17 protein-coding genes and 1 tRNA gene are annotated in these 18,152 nt (G+C 29.2%); 12 read left to right on the top strand and 6 right to left on the bottom strand.

Features of this window, described 5'->3' with window-relative positions; all coding sequences use genetic code 11:
* Positions 1-37: 37 nt before the first annotated feature.
* Positions 38-1,018 (bottom strand): RluA family pseudouridine synthase, encoded by a 981-nt coding sequence (locus tag ACTTBL_RS04240; RefSeq protein WP_440643757.1) that lies wholly within the window; start codon positions 1,016-1,018, stop codon positions 38-40.
* Positions 1,019-1,041: 23 nt separating this feature from the next.
* Here ACTTBL_RS04240 and ACTTBL_RS04235 point away from each other — a divergent pair.
* Positions 1,042-1,118, top strand: a tRNA-Arg gene (locus tag ACTTBL_RS04235).
* A 2-nt stretch (positions 1,119-1,120) separates the two neighbouring features.
* On the opposite strand, the gene ACTTBL_RS04230 is transcribed toward ACTTBL_RS04235, so the two are convergent.
* From ACTTBL_RS04230 to ACTTBL_RS04220, 3 genes are read right to left on the bottom strand one after another with little or no spacing between them, the layout of a single operon-like run.
* Positions 1,121-1,912 carry an ABC transporter permease gene (locus ACTTBL_RS04230; protein ID WP_440643756.1) on the bottom strand — a complete coding sequence of 264 codons (792 nt, stop codon included), beginning with the start codon at positions 1,910-1,912 and terminating at the stop codon, positions 1,121-1,123.
* Positions 1,913-1,914: 2 nt separating this feature from the next.
* Complete coding sequence (locus ACTTBL_RS04225; RefSeq protein WP_440643755.1) at positions 1,915-2,637, bottom strand: ABC transporter ATP-binding protein; 723 nt, start codon at positions 2,635-2,637, stop codon at positions 1,915-1,917.
* The gene (locus ACTTBL_RS04220) at positions 2,637-3,569 is read right to left on the bottom strand and encodes an L-threonylcarbamoyladenylate synthase (protein ID WP_440643754.1); all 933 of its coding nucleotides are present in this window, start codon (positions 3,567-3,569) and stop codon (positions 2,637-2,639) included. Before ACTTBL_RS04220 ends, ACTTBL_RS04225 begins: the two co-directional genes overlap by 1 nt.
* A 20-nt stretch (positions 3,570-3,589) precedes the next feature.
* Here ACTTBL_RS04220 and ACTTBL_RS04215 point away from each other — a divergent pair, with 20 nt between their 5' ends.
* From ACTTBL_RS04215 to dxs, 3 genes are read left to right on the top strand one after another with little or no spacing between them, the layout of a single operon-like run.
* Positions 3,590-3,838, top strand: coding sequence for an exonuclease VII small subunit (locus ACTTBL_RS04215; protein ID WP_440643753.1), 249 nt, complete (start codon positions 3,590-3,592; stop codon positions 3,836-3,838).
* On the top strand, positions 3,822-4,694 hold the full coding sequence (locus ACTTBL_RS04210; protein ID WP_440643752.1) for a polyprenyl synthetase family protein: 873 nt from the start codon (positions 3,822-3,824) through the stop codon (positions 4,692-4,694). The genes ACTTBL_RS04215 and ACTTBL_RS04210 overlap by 17 nt, the downstream gene beginning before the upstream one ends.
* Entirely contained in the window at positions 4,691-6,607 is a 1,917-nt protein-coding gene (dxs, locus tag ACTTBL_RS04205) for a 1-deoxy-D-xylulose-5-phosphate synthase (RefSeq protein WP_440643751.1), read from the top strand. The genes ACTTBL_RS04210 and dxs overlap by 4 nt, the downstream gene beginning before the upstream one ends.
* 6 nt (positions 6,608-6,613) lie before the next feature.
* On the opposite strand, the gene aroC is transcribed toward dxs, so the two are convergent.
* Positions 6,614-7,696: a chorismate synthase gene (gene aroC / locus ACTTBL_RS04200; protein ID WP_440643750.1), complete on the bottom strand. Its 1,083-nt coding sequence runs from the start codon at positions 7,694-7,696 to the stop codon at positions 6,614-6,616.
* 33 nt (positions 7,697-7,729) lie between these two features.
* Here aroC and pdxH point away from each other — a divergent pair, with 33 nt between their 5' ends.
* Positions 7,730-8,356 carry a pyridoxamine 5'-phosphate oxidase gene (gene pdxH / locus ACTTBL_RS04195; protein ID WP_440643749.1) on the top strand — a complete coding sequence of 209 codons (627 nt, stop codon included), beginning with the start codon at positions 7,730-7,732 and terminating at the stop codon, positions 8,354-8,356.
* On the opposite strand, the gene ACTTBL_RS04190 is transcribed toward pdxH, so the two are convergent.
* Positions 8,353-9,366, bottom strand: coding sequence for a polyprenyl synthetase family protein (locus ACTTBL_RS04190; RefSeq protein WP_440643748.1), 1,014 nt, complete (start codon positions 9,364-9,366; stop codon positions 8,353-8,355). The genes pdxH and ACTTBL_RS04190 overlap by 4 nt on opposite strands.
* A gap of 114 nt (positions 9,367-9,480) precedes the next feature.
* On the opposite strand from ACTTBL_RS04190, the gene ACTTBL_RS04185 reads away from it, so the two are divergent.
* The 7 genes from ACTTBL_RS04185 to ACTTBL_RS04155 all read left to right on the top strand — a co-directional run bounded on the left by ACTTBL_RS04185 (position 9,481) and on the right by ACTTBL_RS04155 (position 18,098).
* Positions 9,481-10,287 carry a S49 family peptidase gene (locus ACTTBL_RS04185; protein WP_440643747.1) on the top strand — a complete coding sequence of 269 codons (807 nt, stop codon included), beginning with the start codon at positions 9,481-9,483 and terminating at the stop codon, positions 10,285-10,287.
* Positions 10,277-11,158 carry a glycine--tRNA ligase subunit alpha gene (locus ACTTBL_RS04180; RefSeq protein ID WP_440643779.1) on the top strand — a complete coding sequence of 294 codons (882 nt, stop codon included), beginning with the start codon at positions 10,277-10,279 and terminating at the stop codon, positions 11,156-11,158. Before ACTTBL_RS04185 ends, ACTTBL_RS04180 begins: the two co-directional genes overlap by 11 nt.
* Positions 11,158-13,224, top strand: coding sequence for a glycine--tRNA ligase subunit beta (glyS, locus tag ACTTBL_RS04175; protein ID WP_440643746.1), 2,067 nt, complete (start codon positions 11,158-11,160; stop codon positions 13,222-13,224). The genes ACTTBL_RS04180 and glyS overlap by 1 nt, the downstream gene beginning before the upstream one ends.
* A complete protein-coding gene (gene ppdK / locus ACTTBL_RS04170) occupies positions 13,224-15,881 on the top strand; it encodes a pyruvate, phosphate dikinase (protein ID WP_440643745.1) in 2,658 nt (885 codons plus the stop codon). The genes glyS and ppdK overlap by 1 nt, the downstream gene beginning before the upstream one ends.
* Before the next feature lie 332 nt (positions 15,882-16,213).
* Positions 16,214-17,011: a metallophosphoesterase family protein gene (locus ACTTBL_RS04165; RefSeq protein WP_440643744.1), complete on the top strand. Its 798-nt coding sequence runs from the start codon at positions 16,214-16,216 to the stop codon at positions 17,009-17,011.
* A 37-nt stretch (positions 17,012-17,048) separates the two neighbouring features.
* A complete protein-coding gene (locus tag ACTTBL_RS04160; protein ID WP_440643743.1) occupies positions 17,049-17,414 on the top strand; it encodes a hypothetical protein in 366 nt (121 codons plus the stop codon).
* A gap of 156 nt (positions 17,415-17,570) precedes the next feature.
* Positions 17,571-18,098, top strand: coding sequence for a hypothetical protein (locus ACTTBL_RS04155; RefSeq protein WP_440643742.1), 528 nt, complete (start codon positions 17,571-17,573; stop codon positions 18,096-18,098).
* The last annotated feature ends 54 nt before the right edge of the window (positions 18,099-18,152 follow it).

The raw sequence follows: 18,152 nt of genomic DNA, 5'->3' as shown, positions 1-18,152 counted from the left end.
GTGTTTATTTAATTAATTATAGCTAATTTTCAATAATTTATTCTACAGTGTTTCTAAGCATTTTTAGAATATTATTTAGATCTTGTGGCAAAAGTGAGGAAAAAATCATCTCTTTCTTAGTACGTGGATGTATAAATCCTAAAGTTTTTGCATGCAGGAATTGTCTATTTAATTTAGTAATTGAATTTTGGATATCAAAATCAATATTTTTTAATTTTTTATATTTTTTTTTATATTTGTCATCCCCAACTAGACTATTACCTTTAAAGTTCATATGAACTCTTATCTGATGTGTTCTTCCTGTTTCTAATTTACATTCAACTAAACTTAATGTTGGTGTTTTTTGATTTTCAAAAATTTCAAGTGTTTTATAATTTGTTATAGCTTTCTTACCTTTAGAACTACTAACTTCCATTAGTTGTCTATTTTTTGAACTACGAGTTATAAATGTTTCAATCCTTCCTGAAGAGGGTCTTAATTTTCCCCATATTAAAAGTTGGTACTCTCTTATAATTGTATGATCACTAAATTGTTTTGATAAATTTTCATGAGTTTCATTGTTTTTTGCAATCACAACTAAACCAGATGTGTTTTTATCAATTCTATGAACAATACCAGGTCTTAACTCATCACCTATATTTGATAAAGAGTCCTTATCATAATGCATCAATGCATTAACAATTGTTTTATCATAATTTCCAGCTCCTGGATGCATGATTATTCCGGCAGGTTTATTAATTACTAATAGATCATCATCTTCGTACACTATTTCTAATTTAAATTCGTAAGGTTTAAGGGATGCTATTTCAGGCTCTGGAATCTTAAGATTTATAGTATCACCAATTGAGACTTTTTTTGACGGACTTTTAATTATTTCATTATTTAGTGTTAACTTTTCTTTTAAAATTAAATTTTTAATTCTAGTTCTACTAATTAATTCCTCTCTTTTGTTAATTAAAATATCAACCCTTAAATTCTTCTCATCCTCTTTGACTATAAAATTAATGTTTTTTTCCATAAAATATAATATTAATACTATATGCGCTTGTAGCTCAACTGGATAGAGCGCCTGACTTCGGATCAGGAGGTTCTGGGTTCGACTCCTAGCAGGCGCACCAGTTTATTCACCTATATTTATTAAAGTTCCTTTATCTCTTGCTTTGTCAAAGGAGTAATAAAATACTAATATTGACAAAATTAAATAAAACCCATTCAGATAGATTGCATTAATAATATTTTCATAATTTACCATTCCATTGACCAAGATATTTCTGGTCTCCTCAAAAATATAAACTAAAGGAAGTGCGAAAGCGATTGACTGGAAGAATCCGGGCAGTGTTTCAACTGGATAGTAAATACAGCCAAAAGGTGCTAATAAAAACATAGTAGACCACGCAATATTCTCAAAAGATGGTCCAAATCTTAACAATCCTGCTGAAACAAATAGACCAAGTGTTATTCCGAATAAGTATAGACTCAAGAAAAGAAATGCCAGAGGAAGACCAAGTTTTAGCAAAGATATACCAAACAATGGAGAAGTTAATAGTATAGCTGGGATTAAACCAATTAATGCTCTTATTAAAGCAGTAAAAACTAGAGAAACAATTATTTCACTAATTTTCATCGGTGCAATAAATAAGTTTGTAAAATTTCTGCTCCAAATTTCCTCTAAAAATAACATATTAAAGCCAATACTGGTTCTAAATAAAAAATCATAAAGAATCGCACATGAAAGAATAACTCCTACTGCACCACTGTAATAAGAGCTATGAGCTGCAAAAAAATTAGAAATAAATCCCCATAGAGTAATTTGAATTGAAGGCCAATAAATTAAATCTAATATTCTTGGAAATGATCTAGTTATTAAATAAAAGTGTCTTAAAAAAAGACCATATATTCTAATTAAATTCATTTTTATTTTCTCGCAATTTCTAAAAATACTTCCTCTAAGTTTCTTCTCCCATATTTTGTTATTAATTCTTCAGGAGTTCCTCTATCCACTATTAAACCATCTTTCATCATTAAAACAGAGCTACATAATCTTTTTACTTCTTCCATATTGTGGGAGGCAAGTAAAACTGATATTTTTTTTTCCTTTTTGTAATCTTCTAAAAACGATCTTACAAAATCACCAGTTTCAGGGTCTAGTGAAGCAGTGGGTTCATCCAACAAAAGTACCGTTGGATCATTTATTAAAGCTTTAGCAAGACTTACCCTGTTTTTTTGTCCAGAAGAAAGTTCTCCAGTAATTTTGTTTAAAAGGTCTTTTAATCTAAGTTTATTTGCAAGGTGATCTATTCGGTCATTTAAATTTTGAATGTTATATAATTTTCCATAAACAATTAAATTTTGTCTAACTTTAAGTTTTTTAGGTAATTCAATATATGGTGAAATAAAATTCATTTTATGGAGAAGAGAAATTTTATTGTTTTCAATATTCTCTCCGTTGATTAAAACCTCACCACTACTTGGTTTTAATAACCCCAAAATCATTCCAATAGTTGTAGTTTTTCCACATCCATTAGGTCCTAATAAACCAACCATTTCATTTTCATTAATTTTAAAATTTATATTAGCCACCGCTTCTTTATCTTTATATTTTTTTGATAGATTGATTACTTCAATAGAATTTGTCATTAATATTTGGAGGCTCTCTTTAATCTATCATTAATTGTTTTGCCAAGACCTTTGTTTGGAATCCTCTCAACTGCAATCTTTTTAAAACCATCATTTTTAATTCTTCTTAAAGTTGAATATAAATTCTTTGCAGCTTCATCTATATTTTTCACTTTGGATAAATAATAATAGTTTTTTAATTTTGATTTTCTTTTTTTTATTAATAAAAAAGCCTCATTTTTTTTTGGTTTTTTAACATTGATTCTTAAAGGTATCCCAGGTGAGTAATGTAAAGGAAATAAACCAGGTGATAATTTTTTTTTTGAATTTGTATTAATTAATAATTTTTTTTTTAAAACATTTTCGATTTTTTTAGCATCTAGGCCTCCATATCTTAAAAGTGAGGGCTTTTCTAAAAGATTTAGTATTGTGGACTCAACTCCAATTTTACTTTTTCCTCCATTCAAAATATATTTTATTTTTGAACCAAATTCTTCTTTTACATCAGATGGTTTAACTGAACTTAATCTTGAGGATATATTTGCACTAGGTGCCGCTACCGGATAATCTAAATTTTTTAATAAATTTCTTAACAATTTATGTTTAGGGAAACGTACGGCAATACTTTTTTTATTATTAGTGACAAATTTTGATATTTTTGAGTTATTTTTTAATTTCAGAACATAAGTTATCGGACCTGGAGAAAATTTTTTGTAAAGTTTTACTAAATTATCATTTATATAACAGTCTTCTTTAAGTCTTTGAATATCGTAATAATGGACAATTAGAGGATTGTTTAATGGTCTTTTTTTAAGATTAAATATTTTCTTAACTGCACTATTCGAGTACGCGTTTGCAGCCAATCCATAAACAGTTTCTGTTGGTACCGCAACACAATGATTATTATCTAAATATTTTTTTGCTTTTTTGATATTTGATTGAATAGATTTCATGTATTAATAATTATTATTATATGAAAGATAAAATATTACCACTTGATTATGATCAGTATTCAGTTGAGGAGCTTACAGAAAAAGCAAATAAGATTATAGAGTCTCTAGAGAAGGAAAATGATTTAAACAATTCAGTTGACATTTATCAAGAACTTCTAAAATTAAATAATATTATTGAAAAGAAATTTCATAAAAATTTTAAATCTATTGGAGAAGAGACAAATAAAAAGATTAAAGAGATAATTAAAAAAAATGAAAAAACAGCTTAATAAAATAGCTAAGGACACAAATATATTCCTTAAAAAATATATTAATTCACAGAAATATTCTCAGCTAATGTCACCCATGAAGTATGGTTTATTTCCAGGTGGAAAAAAAATAAGATCTAAAATCTTAATTGACTTAGGGTCATTATTTTCAATAGATTATAAAACATTGATAATAGTTGGGTCAGCTGTTGAATGTATTCATGCTTATTCTCTTATTCATGATGATCTACCCTGCATGGATGATGATGATATAAGAAGAGGAAAACCTTCAGCTCACATTAAATTTGGTGAGTCTACAGCAGTTCTAGCAGGAAATTCATTACTGACTTTAGCTTTTGAAATTTTATCAAGTCCTAAATTGAAATTAAATGAAAAGATAAAGATCAACCTAATCAAAAAATTATCAGAATGTTCAGGACATTTAGGAATAGCTGGTGGGCAATATTTAGATTTAAGTTATGAGAGAAAGAAAATATCAAGGAATAAAATATTAGAAATGGAAATAAAAAAAACTGGAATGTTATTTAGTTTTTGTTGTGCAGCTCCAGCAATAATTAAGAAAAAAACAATCCAAGAAATTAAATTTTTTGAAAATATTGGATCAAAAATTGGCTTATTATTCCAAATAGCTGATGATCTAATTGATCTGAAAAGTAATTCTAAGGAAGCTGGGAAAAAAACAGGAAAAGATCAAAAAAAAGGCAAGGCAACACTTATAAATTTAATAGGCTATGATGACTCACTTAAGTATTGTGATAAGATAATAAAAGATATTAATAAGAATTTAAGAAAATATGGTTCAAGATCTGAAAAAATAAACGAAACATTAGGCTATATATTGAATAGAAAAAAATGAAAAAAAATTATGAATTTTTAAATAATATCAACTTTCCATCTGATTTAAGAAAAGTTTCTGAAAATAATTTACAAAAAGTAGCAGATGAGGTTAGGGAGGAAATGATAAGTGCTGTTTCAGAAACAGGAGGTCACCTTGGTGCTGGTTTGGGAGTTGTTGAATTGACGGTTGCACTTCATTATGTTTTTGATACCCCAAATGATAAATTGATATGGGATGTTGGTCATCAATCTTACCCACATAAAATTTTAACTGGAAGAAAAGATAAAATTAGAACTTTACGACAAGGCGATGGTTTATCAGGTTTTACAAAAAGATCTGAAAGTGAGTATGACCCATTTGGAGCAGCACATAGTTCAACATCTATTTCATCTGCATTAGGAATTGCTGAGGCAAATAAATTAGAAAATAAGTCTTCCAATGTAATAGCTGTCATAGGTGATGGAGCAATTAGTGCAGGTATGGCTTACGAAGCCATGAATAATGCTGGAGCATCTAAGACAAAAATCATTGTTATTTTAAATGATAATGACATGTCAATTGCAAAACCAGTTGGAGCAATGAGAACTTACTTGGCAAAATTATTTACGGGTAAAATATATTTTAGTCTTAGAGAAACTTTAAAATTAATTACATCTGCATTTTCAAAAAGATTTAGCGCCAAAGCAGGAAAAGCAGAGGATTTTTTCCGTTCAGCAGTTACTGGAGGCACATTGTTTAGTTCACTTGGTTTTTATTATGCAGGCCCTATAGATGGTCATGATTTATCAAGCCTAGTTCCAATTTTAAAAAATGCAAAAGAATCAAGACATGAGGGTCCTATAATGATTCATATCAAAACTCAAAAAGGAAAAGGTTATTCTTATGCAGAAAAAGCAAATGATCATTATCATGGAGTGTCAAAATTTAATGTTGAGACTGGCGAACAAGTAAAGAGCAAATCAAACCTTCCAGCTTATACAAAAGTATTTGCAAACACATTAGTTAAACATGCTAAAAAAGATAGCAAAATTGCAGGAATAACAGCAGCGATGCCTGGAGGAACTGGCATGGATATTTTTGGCAAGGAGTTTCCAAATAGAATGTTTGATGTTGGAATAGCGGAACAACATGCTGTAACTTTTGCAGCCGGTCTAGCAACAGAAGGATACAAACCATATGCTGCAATTTATTCTACATTTTTACAGAGAGCATATGATCAAGTTGTCCACGATGTTGCCATCCAAAGTTTACCAGTTAGATTTGCGATAGATAGAGCAGGATTAGTTGGTGCTGATGGATCAACACATGCTGGTTCATTTGATATAACTTACTTATCAACTTTACCAAACTTTGTAGTAATGGCGGCAAGTGATGAAGCTGAACTGGTTAAAATGATTAATACTTCAGTAGATATAAATGACAGACCTTCTGCAATTAGATATCCAAGGGGAACTGGAGTAGGTGTTGATCTCCCATCAATAGAAGAAAAAATTGAAATTGGTAAAGGAAGAGTCGTTCAACAAGGGACACAAGTTTGTATTTTAAACCTTGGTACTCGACTTGAGGAGTGCAAGTTAGCTGTAGAGGAATTAAAAGCAAAAGGGGTTTCAACAACTTTGATAGATGCCAGATTTGCAAAGCCTTTAGACGAAGAACTTATACTAAAATCTGCTAAGGAACATGAGCTTATGATAACTATTGAAGAGGGATCAATAGGTGGTTTCGGTTCTCATGTTAAAAATTTATTAGCTGAAAGAGGAGTATTTGATAAAGGCTTAAAATTTAGATCACTGACTTTACCAGATGAATTCATTGAACAAGATGATCCAAAAAAAATGTACGATAAAGCTGGATTAAACAGTTCTCAAATTTCTAAGAAAATTGCTGATATTTTGTTTCAAAAGGAAACAATAAGAGTTGTGAAAAATTAATTTCAGCTAACTACATTGGGCTTTATTCATTAAGTAGTGGTCAAGTAAAACACAGTTCATCATAGCTTCACCAATTGGTACAGCTCTAATTCCTACACAAGGATCATGTCTACCTTTAACAGATATTGAAGTATTTTTCCCAAATTTATTTATAGTTTTTCTACTAGTTAAAATTGACGATGTTGGTTTGACAGCAAAAGATGCAATAATTTCTTGGCCCGTAGAAATTCCACCAAGAATTCCACCTGCTTTATTTGAATTGAATTTTAATTTATTTCCTTTTGAAGAAATTTCATCTGAATTTTGTTCTCCACTTAATTGTGCTGAGTTCATTCCTGCTCCAATATTTACACCCTTAACTGCATTAATACTCATTAGACCTGAAGCTATGTCAGTATCCAATTTTGAATAAATTGGAGCACCTAAACCAACTGGGATACCTCTTGCTCTTATTTCAATCACTGCTCCACATGAGGATCCTGATTTTCTTACACCAAGCAAATATTTTTCCCATAATTTAATCATTGATTTATCTGGACAAAAAAATGGATTTTTTGAAATTACTTTATCGTTCCATTGATTTGTATCACATCCAAGAATTCCTAGCTGAGTTACTGCACCAATTACTTTAAATTTTTTACCTAGTTTTTTTTGAAGTACAACTTTTGCTATTGCACCGGCTGCAACTCTTGCTGCAGTTTCTCTAGCAGAAGATCTACCACCACCTCTATAGTCTCTAATTCCATATTTTTTAAAATAAGTAAAATCTGCATGACCTGGTCTGAACTTATCTTTAATATTACTATAATCTTTGGATCTCATATCTTTGTTGTAGATTATGAGAGAAATAGGTGTTCCTGTAGTTTTACCCTCAAACACTCCTGACAATATTTGAACTTTGTCATCCTCTTTTCTCTGAGTTGTAAATTTAGATTGTCCTGGTTTTCTTTTGTCTAATTCTATTTGAATATCTTGCTCTTTAAGATTTATGTTAGGAGGACAACCATCAACAATACAACCAATTGCAGGTCCATGAGACTCTCCCCAAGTTGTGAAACGAAATAGCTTTCCAAAAGTATTAAATGACATTATTTATATTATATAGATTATTTTGTTTAAATTATGAATCAAAAAAACTCTTTAGGTCTTAATAGTTGTTTTCTTGATATAGATGATCCAATTCATTTATTTCATGAATGGATGGAGGAAGCAAAGAAAACTGAACCAAATGATCCAAACGCTGTTGCTTTGGCCACATCAGATAAAAAAAACATTCCTTCAGTTAGAATGGTTTTACTTAAAGATTTCAACAAAGATGGATTTGTATTTTATACAAATTTAAATAGTCAAAAGGGAAATGAATTAAAAGAAAATCCTTATGCTGCGATGTGTTTCCATTGGAAAAGTCTCCTAAGACAAATAAGAATTAATGGAAAGATCTCTTTAGTTTCTGATCAGGTTGCAGATGAATATTATTCATCTAGAGCGTATGAAAGCCGGATAGGAGCATGGGCTTCTAAGCAAAGTGAAGAATTAAATTCGCGAGAACAACTGTTAAAATCTATACAAGATTACAAAAAAAAATATAGCAACAAATCAGATGTACCAAGACCAAGTCACTGGTCTGGATGGATTTTATCTCCAGATAGTATTGAATTTTGGCTAGATGGTGAGAACAGAATCCACGAGAGATTAAAATACAATAAAGATAACTCTGGGAAGTGGATAAAGTCTTTATTAAGTCCTTAAAAATTTCTTGATAAACTAAATGATGTTAATCTTTTAAGAATATTTTTTTCTTCAGAGTCTTTAAATACACTTAGAGAGTTTGAGGCTAAATTTATATAGTGCTGAGCTTTTTGATAGCATTCTTGAATTATTTTATACTTATTTATAAGAGCAATAATTTCATTAAAGTCATCTTTAGTTCTTAACTCTTTTTTAAACATATTTGATAAAATTTTTTTTTCATCATTTCCTAATTTTTGAAAAAGTAAAATTATTGGTAAGGTAATTTTTCCTTCAAAAAAATCTTGACCAATTTTTTTACCAAATAGTTTGAGCTCAGCATTATAGTCTAGTGTGTCGTCTGCTATTTGAAAAGTTAATCCCAAGTTTCTTCCATAAAATTCTAAAGCTTCTTTTTCTTTATTTTCTGCATCAGATAAAATTGCACCAACTTTAGTTGCTGCTGCAAATAACTCAGCAGTTTTAGCTGTGATTATTTTTAAATATGTTTCTTCCAGCATATCAACTTCACCCTTGTGTTGAAGTTGTAGAACTTCTCCTTGAGCAATTTTAGATGAAGTGGACGATAATAATTTTAAAACTTCTAGGTTTCCGTCTTCTACCATCATTTCAAAACATCTACTCAATAGATAATCTCCTATTAAAACTGACGAATGATTATCCCAAACTTTGTTTAAAGTTTCTTTACCTCTTCTAACAGTGCCTTCATCAATTACATCATCATGCATCAACGTTGCGCTGTGAATTAATTCAACACACGCAGCTAAATTTATATCTCTAGAGCCTTTAGAGTAACCGCATAATTTTGCACTACCCAATGTTAGTAAAGCTCTTAGTCTTTTTCCTCCGGTTTCTATGTGATAATCTGTCATTTTTTGAACCAGTTGTACGTCACTAGATAATTTTGATTTTATTTTTTCTTCGGTTAAAACTAGTTTTTCTTCAACCGAGTCTTTAAGCTGAAAATATGAATCATTTATCTGATTTTTAAGCTGTACAACTGTTCCCATAACATTTTTAAATTAGTATAATTTGTTCATATATATTACTTATCAATTGACGCACCAGTTTCTTCAATTATAAGTAGTCTTTATATTCAATAAATAATTCTATAAGACTTACCTATGTTCTCTTTTTTTAAAAAGAAAAAAATTGTTGCTCACTTAAAATTAGGTGGGGTTATTGGTAATGCAGGAAAATTTAAACAAGGTATTGATTTTGCAGGTCAAGAAGAACTAATTAAAAAGGCTTTTTCTCTGAAAAAAGGGGCATGTGTTGCTATATCAATCAATTCTCCAGGAGGATCACCAGTCCAATCTCATTTAATCTACAGTTTTATTAGACAACAAGCAAAAAAACACAAAAAAAAAGTTATTGTATTTGCTGAAGACGTAGCAGCTTCTGGGGGCTATTTGATTTCTTGTGCTGGAGACGAAATTTATGCAAATTCAAGTTCAATTATTGGATCCATAGGAGTGATATATTCTTCTTTTGGATTTACAGAGTTGATAAAAAAAATTGGGGTTGAAAGAAGAGTTCATACTGCTGGCAAAAACAAAAGTACACTTGATCCATTTTTAGAAGAAAAAAACGAGGATATTGAAAGATTAAAAAATATTCAATTAGATCTTCATAAAGACTTTATAGATGTTGTTGAAAAAAGCAGAGGATCAAAATTAAAGAAATCTGATGTAGAACTTTTTTCAGGTGAGTTTTGGTCGGGCAGTAAAGCAAAAAATTTAGGATTGATTGACGGAATAGGTAATGCTCATGAAATATTAAAGGATAAATTTGGTGAAGATGTAATAATTAAAAAATTTGAAAAATCAAAAGGATGGTTAAGTCAAAAACTTTCTTCATCCAGCAATCAAGTAGATCAAATAGCAAGTATTTTAGATGAAAGATCAATTTGGCAAAGATATGGTTTCTAAAGCAAAAAAAGAAAAAAAAAAAATTCAAACATTCCAAGATACAATTTTAAATCTTCAGCAATTTTGGAGTAAAAAAGGATGCATTATTTTGCAGCCTTATGATATGGAGGTTGGTGCAGGAACTTTTCATCCAGCTACTACCCTAAGATCACTTGGAAATAAACCATGGAAAGCGGCTTACGTACAACCATCAAGAAGACCCACAGATGGAAGATATGGAGATAATCCAAATAGGTTGCAACACTATTATCAATTTCAAGTTTTAATTAAACCTTCTCCTGAAAATATAAAAAAACTTTATCTAAATAGTTTATCCACTATAGGAATAGATCATAATGATCATGATATAAGGTTTGTTGAAGATGATTGGGAAAGTCCAACACTAGGTGCCGCAGGATTAGGATGGGAAGTATGGTGTGATGGAATGGAAATTACTCAATTCACCTATTTTCAACAAATGGCTGGATTTGATTGTAAACCTGTATCAGTTGAAATCACCTATGGATTAGAAAGAATTTGTATGTTCACTCAAAAAGAAAAAAATGTTTATGATTTATTGTGGAATGATGAAGGTGTAAAATATCACGAAGTATTTCATCAAGCCGAAAAAGAATTTTCAGCATACAATTTTGAACATGCGAATGTAGAAACACTTTTGAAAATGTTTGAAATGCATGAGTCTGAGGCAAAAGATTTGGTAGAAAAAAAAGTTTCTTTACCAGCATATGATCAATGTTTAAAAGCCAGTCATGTGTTTAATATTTTAGATGCAAGAGGTGCAATCAGTGTTGCACAAAGAGCGGGTTATATTGCTAGAATTAGAGATATTACAAAATCCGCAGCAGGCGTTTGGTTAGATAGTCAAAAATAATGTCAGAGTTTTTTTTAGAATTATTTAGTGAAGAAATACCTTCAAATCTTCAACAAAATTTAAGGGAAGATTTACTTAAAAGTTTTAATGATTTTTTTTTAGAAAAATCAATTTTATTTAAAAAAAGCTCATCATACTCAACACCAAACAGACTAGTGGTATTATTTGAAGGAGTTCAAAAAAAGGTTGTACTAAAATCTGAGGAGATTAAGGGTCCAAATATCAAGTCACCAGAGGTAGCACTAGAGGGGTTTGTTAGGTCAAATAAAATCGTAAAAAAGGACCTCTACCAAAAGAAAACTGACAAAGGAGAATTTTATTTTTTCAAGACAAAATCAAAAAAATTGCACACACATGAATTGCTAGAGGAATTTATTCCAATATTGTTAAGTAAAATTCAATGGAAAAAATCAATGAATTGGGGAACCTTTGACCTAAATTGGGGGAGACCATTAAAATCAATTCTAGCTGTATTTGATAAAAAAAAATTAAATTTTAATTTTCATCATCTAACATCTTCTAACTCAACTTTTATTGATAAAGAATTTGAGGAAAATAAAAAGTCATTCTTAGAATTTAAAAATTATAAAAGTTTTTTTAAAAAAATTGATATTATCGTTGATCACAACGAAAGAAAAAAGTTAATAGAAAAAAAATTCAACAATATATTAAAAAATAAAAATATTAAGATTCAACATAATCCTAGATTACTTAATGAGGTTGTAGATTTAACAGATCAACCAAATATCCTTCTTTGTGAATTCGATAAGAAATTTTTAAATATTCCAAAAGAAATATTAATTATTACCATGCAATACCATCAAAAATATTTTCCTATATTTGATAATAAAGAAAATATTACGAATGAGTTTTTAGTGGTTGCAAACAAAAAAGATAAAAAGGGATTAATTAAATTAGGAAATGAAAGAGTGGTTGAAGCAAGATTAAGTGATGCAGAATTTTTTTGGAAAAAAGATAAATCTCATAATATGGTTAAAAAAGTTACTGATTTAAAATCAATGAATTATTTTAAAGGATTAGGAAGTTATTTTGATAAAGCCCAAAGAATGAGAAAATTGGGTGGAATGATATCAGATGAACTTTTAATTAGTAAAGAAAAAGTTGAATTATCAGCATCAATTTGTAAAGTTGATTTATTATCAGAACTAGTGGGTGAATTCCCAGAACTACAAGGTGTGATGGGAGGTTATTTTGCTGTTGCACAAGGTTTTGATAAAGATTTGGCTTTGGCCATAAGTGAGCAATATTTACCTACAAGTTCTGGCTCAAGAGTTCCCAAGAAACCATTTAGTATAGCTCTTTCTTTGGCTGATAAGATAGACACTTTGGTTGGTTTTTTTGGTTTAAATCAAAAACCAACAAGTTCTAAAGATCCATATGCTCTAAGAAGATTAGCATTAGGAGTAATAAGAATAATAGTTGAAAATAAAAAAGATTTTAAAATAAAAGATTTAATTAATTATTCTTCAAGCTTGTATTTAGATCAAGGTTTTGAAATTGACAACCAATCTTTACAAAATGAATTATCAGATTTTTTAATGGATAGATTAAAATATCACATGAAGGAGGAAAATATTAGAAATGATATAATTCAAGCATCAACCAATTCTTTTAACTTAGATCAAACTGTTATTATTTTTAATAAAGCTAAACATTTAAATAAAATTATTAACAAACCAGATGGTTTAGATATTATTGCAAGCTATAAAAGAGCCTCAAACATTTTAAACGGTGAACTAAAAAATAATAAAATAGAATTATCAAATACAACTGACCCTGGTATTTTTAAAACTGAGTTAGAAAAAAACCTATTTAAAAAAATTAATGAATTAAGGAAATATTTTTCAGGCATTAGTAAAGATGAAAATTATGTTCAAACATTGAACAATTTAGCTAGTGTTAAAAGAGAGGTTTTTGATTTTTTTGATAATGTAATTGTGAACGAGGATGATCTGGTCATAAAGAAGAATAGGCTGGAACTAATCCAAATGATGTGTAAAACGTTCAACAATTATGTTAATTTTTCTCTAATAGACTCTAATTAATGAAAAAACTTATATTAAACTTTAATTCTAAGGATAGTAAAAAAATTAAAAATCCAAAAAACTTTTTAGGAGGAAAAGGTGCTAATCTCTCTGAAATGGGAAGAATGGGTCTTCCAGTGCCTCCTGGTTTTACAATATCTACAAAAGTTTGTGAAATTTTTTATAAGGATAAAAAAAAATTAAATAAAAATTTAATTTCTCAAATTAAAAAAGAATTAAAATTAATCGAAAAAGATGTTTCTAAGAAATTTGGAGATTTAAAAAATCCACTTTTATTGTCTGTGCGGTCTGGTGCAAGAGTATCAATGCCAGGTATGATGGATACTATTCTAAATCTAGGTCTGAATGATAAAACAGTTAAAGCTTTAGCAATTAAAACCTCAAATGGAAGATTTGCTAAAGATAGTTATAGAAGATTCATTCAAATGTACGGCAATGTGGTAATGGGTGTAGAAGGTTATCATTTTGAGGAATTAATTGAAAATTATAAACTTACGAAAGGTGTTTTGTTAGATACAGATTTAGATGAAAGTGATTGGGATGGATTAATTGAAGATTTTAAAAGAACAGTAAGAGAAAAGGCAAAAAAAGATTTTCCTCAAGATGTTTATGAACAATTACTAGGAGCCATAAGTGCAGTCTTTTTATCGTGGGAAAGTAATAGAGCAAAAGTTTATAGAAAATTAAATCAAATCCCAGCTGAGTGGGGAACTGCTGTAAATGTTCAATCAATGGTTTTTGGAAATATGGGTGATGATTGTGCAACAGGAGTTGTGTTTACAAGAAATCCATCAGATGGATCAAATGAAATATATGGTGAGTATTTAATTAATGCACAAGGAGAAGATGTTGTAGCGGGAACAAGGACTCCTCAATACATAACAAAAAAAGCTAGGAGAGATGCTAAAGTAAAAGAATTATCAATGGAAGAATCTATGCCTAAAGTTTTTAAAGAACTTAAAAAAATTTTGAAAAAATTAGAGATGCATTATAAAGATATGCAAGACGTAGAGTTTACAGTCGAAAATAGTAAACTATGGATGCTTCAAACAAGATCAGGAAAAAGAACAGCAAAATCAGCAGTCAAGATTGCAGTTGATATGGTTAAAGAAAAATTAATTTCTAAAAAGGAAGCTGTATTAAGAATTGACCCAAACTCTTTAGATACACTTTTGCACCCTACTTTGGACGAAAAAAGTTCAATTAATGTAATAGCAAATGGATTACCAGCATCACCAGGTGCAGCCAGTGGTAAAGTTGTATTTACATCTGAAGAGGCTGAAAGATTAACAGCAATGATGCAGGATACAATTTTGGTCAGAGTAGAGACCTCCCCAGAAGATATACAAGGAATGCATGCTGCAAGAGGAATTTTAACTGCTAGAGGAGGAATGACAAGTCATGCGGCTGTTGTTGCAAGAGGTATGGGTAGACCATGTGTATCAGGGTCAAGTGAAATTGATATAAACTATGAAAACAAATCTTTTAAAACTTCTTCAATGGAGATTAAAGAAGGAGATGTAATCACTATTGATGGCTCAACTGGAAGAATTATTGCTGGAAGTGTTTCAACTGTGAAACCTGAAATATCTGGTGATTTTTCAAAGTTAATGTCTTGGGCAGACAGCATTAGAAAATTAAAAGTAAGGACAAATTCTGAGACCCCAAAAGATACCAAAACAGCAAAAGATTTTGGCGCAGAAGGTATCGGATTGTGTAGAACTGAACATATGTTTTTTGATGAAGAACGAATTTTGTCTGTAAGAGAAATGATATTATCTAAAACAAAAGAAGACAGAGCAATAGCATTACAAAAATTGTTACCACATCAAAGAAAAGATTTTATAGACATTTTTAAAATCATGAGTGGATTACCAGTCACAGTTAGATTGTTGGACCCACCATTACATGAATTTTTACCGCGTACAGAAAAGGAAATTAATGAAGTTGCCATTATAGTTAATCTTTCATTTAAAGAGGTCGAGTCAAGAATTGAAGAGCTCCATGAGCAAAATCCTATGTTAGGTCATAGAGGATGTCGTCTGGGAATATCTTTTCCTGAAATTTATGAAATGCAATGCAGGGCAATATTTGAGGCTTTGGCTTACCTCAAAAAAAGTAAAATTAAATCTGCATTTCCAGAAATAATGATACCTTTAGTATCTACAGAGGCTGAGATTAAAATAATGAAAGAACTAGTAATTAGAACTGCCAGTCAAGTTCAACAAGAAAATAAATTGAAAATAGAATTTTTAGTGGGAACGATGATTGAATTACCTAGAGCAGCAATAAAAGCAAAGGAGATTGCTAAGCATGCAGAGTTCTTTAGTTTTGGAACAAATGATTTAACTCAAACTACTTTTGGGATCAGTAGAGATGATAGTGGTAAATTTTTAAATGATTATTTAGAAAACAAAATATTTTCTGTTGATCCCTTTGTTTCAATAGATGAAGGAGTATCAGATTTAGTTGAAATAGCAGTAGAAAAAGGACGAAAACAGAACAAAAATCTAAAGCTAGGTATTTGTGGAGAACATGGAGGAGATCCAAATAGTATATCTTTTTGTTCTAATGTAGGATTGAATTATGTTTCTTGTTCACCTTATAGAGTTCCAGTAGCCAGATTAGCAGCAGCGCAAGCTGAATTAAAAAAATAATATTACTTTTTTAATCCTTATAATTTTTATTCTTAACTCGTCAATTTAAACGGCCTTGTGATTATTTTTTTTAGATTCATATGGATTTAATTTATTATACTGACCCACATATAAAAAAGACATATTTAAATTTACTATAATTGATATAAATGAATTTAAATTACATTATTTTGTTTATGAAAATAAAGTTATCATTTTTATTAATTTTTTTATGTTTATTTATCTTAGCTTTTGTGTTTAAAAAATATCAATTTTTTCCGTATAAAATAGTTCATAAAATTTACTTGGAAACTTCAAATTATTTTTATTTTAGTAAAAATAGAAATTGTCTAATGAGTAATAATTTAGCAGCTGATCCAAATGGAAAACAAGATTATACTTTTTTTATAGCTGGACATACTTTTGGCTCTCCTAATGAAGAAAACTTAGGTATTTATCCAAAATTTTATAAAGAATTAATTGATAAAAAAAATATTTTTGATTTTGGTATTTTTGCGGGTGATGTTACCAGAGATGGAGATAATAAAAGTTTTGATTTTTTCGATGATCAAATAGACAAATTAAACTTAGAAATTTATATAGCTCCTGGTAATCATGATATTGGATATACAAATAAAATGGAATTTTTACAAAAAAACAGAATTTATAATATTAAATCTAAAAAATTTATTCAAAGATATAAAAATTTATACCAATCATTTAAATTTAAAAATGATTTATTTATAATCTTAAATCCATATGAGAATCAGTGGTCTATTAAATCTGAACAATTAGAATTTTTAAAAAAAAATTTACAAAATAATTATAAGCTTGTTGACAATATAGTTATTGTTGCTCATCCTGTAATTTATATTAATGAAAAATTTGATGTTAAACCTAATAACTTTCTAGGAGCTAGCAAAGTTTGGAACTTCTGGGAGGTTGTATATCCTATTATAAAAAAATTTAGTAATAACTACTATATAGTATCTGGGGATGTTGGCGCATATGCGAATGCAAATAGTTTATTTTGTAAAAAATTTGAAAATTCATTTTTCTTAGCAACCGGAATGGGTGGGAGTGTTTATGATAACTATTTAGTATTTAAAAAAGTAAGAAATAAATTAATTATAGAATTAGAAAAATTCTAAATTAACAACAAATAAATTATATTTTAACTGATGTTGAATGACGACATTCAAATATAGAATTTGTAATCAATATAAAAAATTACCACTATGTAATCCTGATTTCATATATTTAGATGGACCTGACCAATTTAAAGTAAAAAAAGATATAAATGGTATTAGTACAAGGCATAAAGATATGCTCCCTATGGTTTGTGATATTTTTAAATTTGAATATTTTTATACACCCGGCACTATTATTGTTTGTGACGGTAGGGCAGCCAATGCTAAATTTTCAAAAGATCATTTTAAAAGAAATTGGAAATATATTTATGATCAAAAAAAAGACCAACATCTTTTTTGGTTAGTTGATCATGTATTGGGAAAATTAAATAAACTTAAATTAGAATTTTATAATAAAAGATAGTATTTAAAAAGAGGGGCGTTCTGTTGCCAGGTGCCCTTAACTTTGTTTAATTATAGCCAGTTATTTTCCCAAGAATACTTAAATTTTACGTATCAGGACGAGTACATAACGAGTGAAAATTGACTCGTCTATATCAAGTAAATTACAATTAAAATTATGGAACAAAAAATTTCATTTGAAGAGGCAAAAAAGAAAGGTTTAAAATATTATTTTACAGGATTGCCGTGTGATAATGGGCATATTAGCAAGAGAAGAATCTATAGAAAAAGCTGTGTTGCCTGTGATGATCAAAGAAGACATAGAAGATTATCAAAAATTGAAAATCATCTTTGGGACAAACTTTCTATGGCCAGATATCACAGTAAAAAAAAATCAAAAAGATCTCGAGGTATTAATTTTTCTAGAGAAGAATTTTTAAATTGGTTAAAAGAAAATTACAAAGGATACTGTAACTATTGTGGTATCTCCTTAGAGGAATTTCAAAAAAAAAAATCTAATCTTAAATTTAAGGTGCAAGCAAAAAAATTTGGAATTGATAGAAAGAATTCTATGCTTGGATACACAATTGATAACATAGCAATTTCTTGCTCCGTTTGTAATACAGCAAAAACTTTTTTATTTGATGAAGTTGAATTCAAAGAAATTGCTCAAAAATATATAAGAAAGCTATATGATAAAGAATAAAGGCGGCAGGCCACCAAAGTATCCGAAAGAGTTAAGAAAGGAAAAGTATGCTGA

The sequence above is a fragment of the Candidatus Pelagibacter sp. HIMB123 genome, assembly GCF_052048195.1.
Lineage (GTDB): Bacteria > Pseudomonadota > Alphaproteobacteria > Pelagibacterales > Pelagibacteraceae > Pelagibacter.
This window is presented reverse-complemented; position numbering and strand designations above follow the sequence as displayed.

What these genes read in the sequence shown, in the direction of transcription:
- ACTTBL_RS04240 (WP_440643757.1), bottom strand. Translation starts at nt 1,018, where the DNA reads ATGGAAAAAAACATTAATTTTATAGTCAAAGAGGATGAGAAGAATTTA.
- ACTTBL_RS04230 (WP_440643756.1), bottom strand. Translation starts at nt 1,912, where the DNA reads ATGAATTTAATTAGAATATATGGTCTTTTTTTAAGACACTTTTATTTA.
- ACTTBL_RS04225 (WP_440643755.1), bottom strand. Translation starts at nt 2,637, where the DNA reads ATGACAAATTCTATTGAAGTAATCAATCTATCAAAAAAATATAAAGAT.
- ACTTBL_RS04220 (WP_440643754.1), bottom strand. Translation starts at nt 3,569, where the DNA reads ATGAAATCTATTCAATCAAATATCAAAAAAGCAAAAAAATATTTAGAT.
- ACTTBL_RS04215 (WP_440643753.1), top strand. Translation starts at nt 3,590, where the DNA reads ATGAAAGATAAAATATTACCACTTGATTATGATCAGTATTCAGTTGAG.
- ACTTBL_RS04210 (WP_440643752.1), top strand. Translation starts at nt 3,822, where the DNA reads ATGAAAAAACAGCTTAATAAAATAGCTAAGGACACAAATATATTCCTT.
- dxs (WP_440643751.1), top strand. Translation starts at nt 4,691, where the DNA reads ATGAAAAAAAATTATGAATTTTTAAATAATATCAACTTTCCATCTGAT.
- aroC (WP_440643750.1), bottom strand. Translation starts at nt 7,696, where the DNA reads ATGTCATTTAATACTTTTGGAAAGCTATTTCGTTTCACAACTTGGGGA.
- pdxH (WP_440643749.1), top strand. Translation starts at nt 7,730, where the DNA reads ATGAATCAAAAAAACTCTTTAGGTCTTAATAGTTGTTTTCTTGATATA.
- ACTTBL_RS04190 (WP_440643748.1), bottom strand. Translation starts at nt 9,366, where the DNA reads ATGGGAACAGTTGTACAGCTTAAAAATCAGATAAATGATTCATATTTT.
- ACTTBL_RS04185 (WP_440643747.1), top strand. Translation starts at nt 9,481, where the DNA reads ATGTTCTCTTTTTTTAAAAAGAAAAAAATTGTTGCTCACTTAAAATTA.
- ACTTBL_RS04180 (WP_440643779.1), top strand. Translation starts at nt 10,277, where the DNA reads ATGGTTTCTAAAGCAAAAAAAGAAAAAAAAAAAATTCAAACATTCCAA.
- glyS (WP_440643746.1), top strand. Translation starts at nt 11,158, where the DNA reads ATGTCAGAGTTTTTTTTAGAATTATTTAGTGAAGAAATACCTTCAAAT.
- ppdK (WP_440643745.1), top strand. Translation starts at nt 13,224, where the DNA reads ATGAAAAAACTTATATTAAACTTTAATTCTAAGGATAGTAAAAAAATT.
- ACTTBL_RS04165 (WP_440643744.1), top strand. Translation starts at nt 16,214, where the DNA reads ATGAGTAATAATTTAGCAGCTGATCCAAATGGAAAACAAGATTATACT.
- ACTTBL_RS04160 (WP_440643743.1), top strand. Translation starts at nt 17,049, where the DNA reads ATGACGACATTCAAATATAGAATTTGTAATCAATATAAAAAATTACCA.
- ACTTBL_RS04155 (WP_440643742.1), top strand. Translation starts at nt 17,571, where the DNA reads ATGGAACAAAAAATTTCATTTGAAGAGGCAAAAAAGAAAGGTTTAAAA.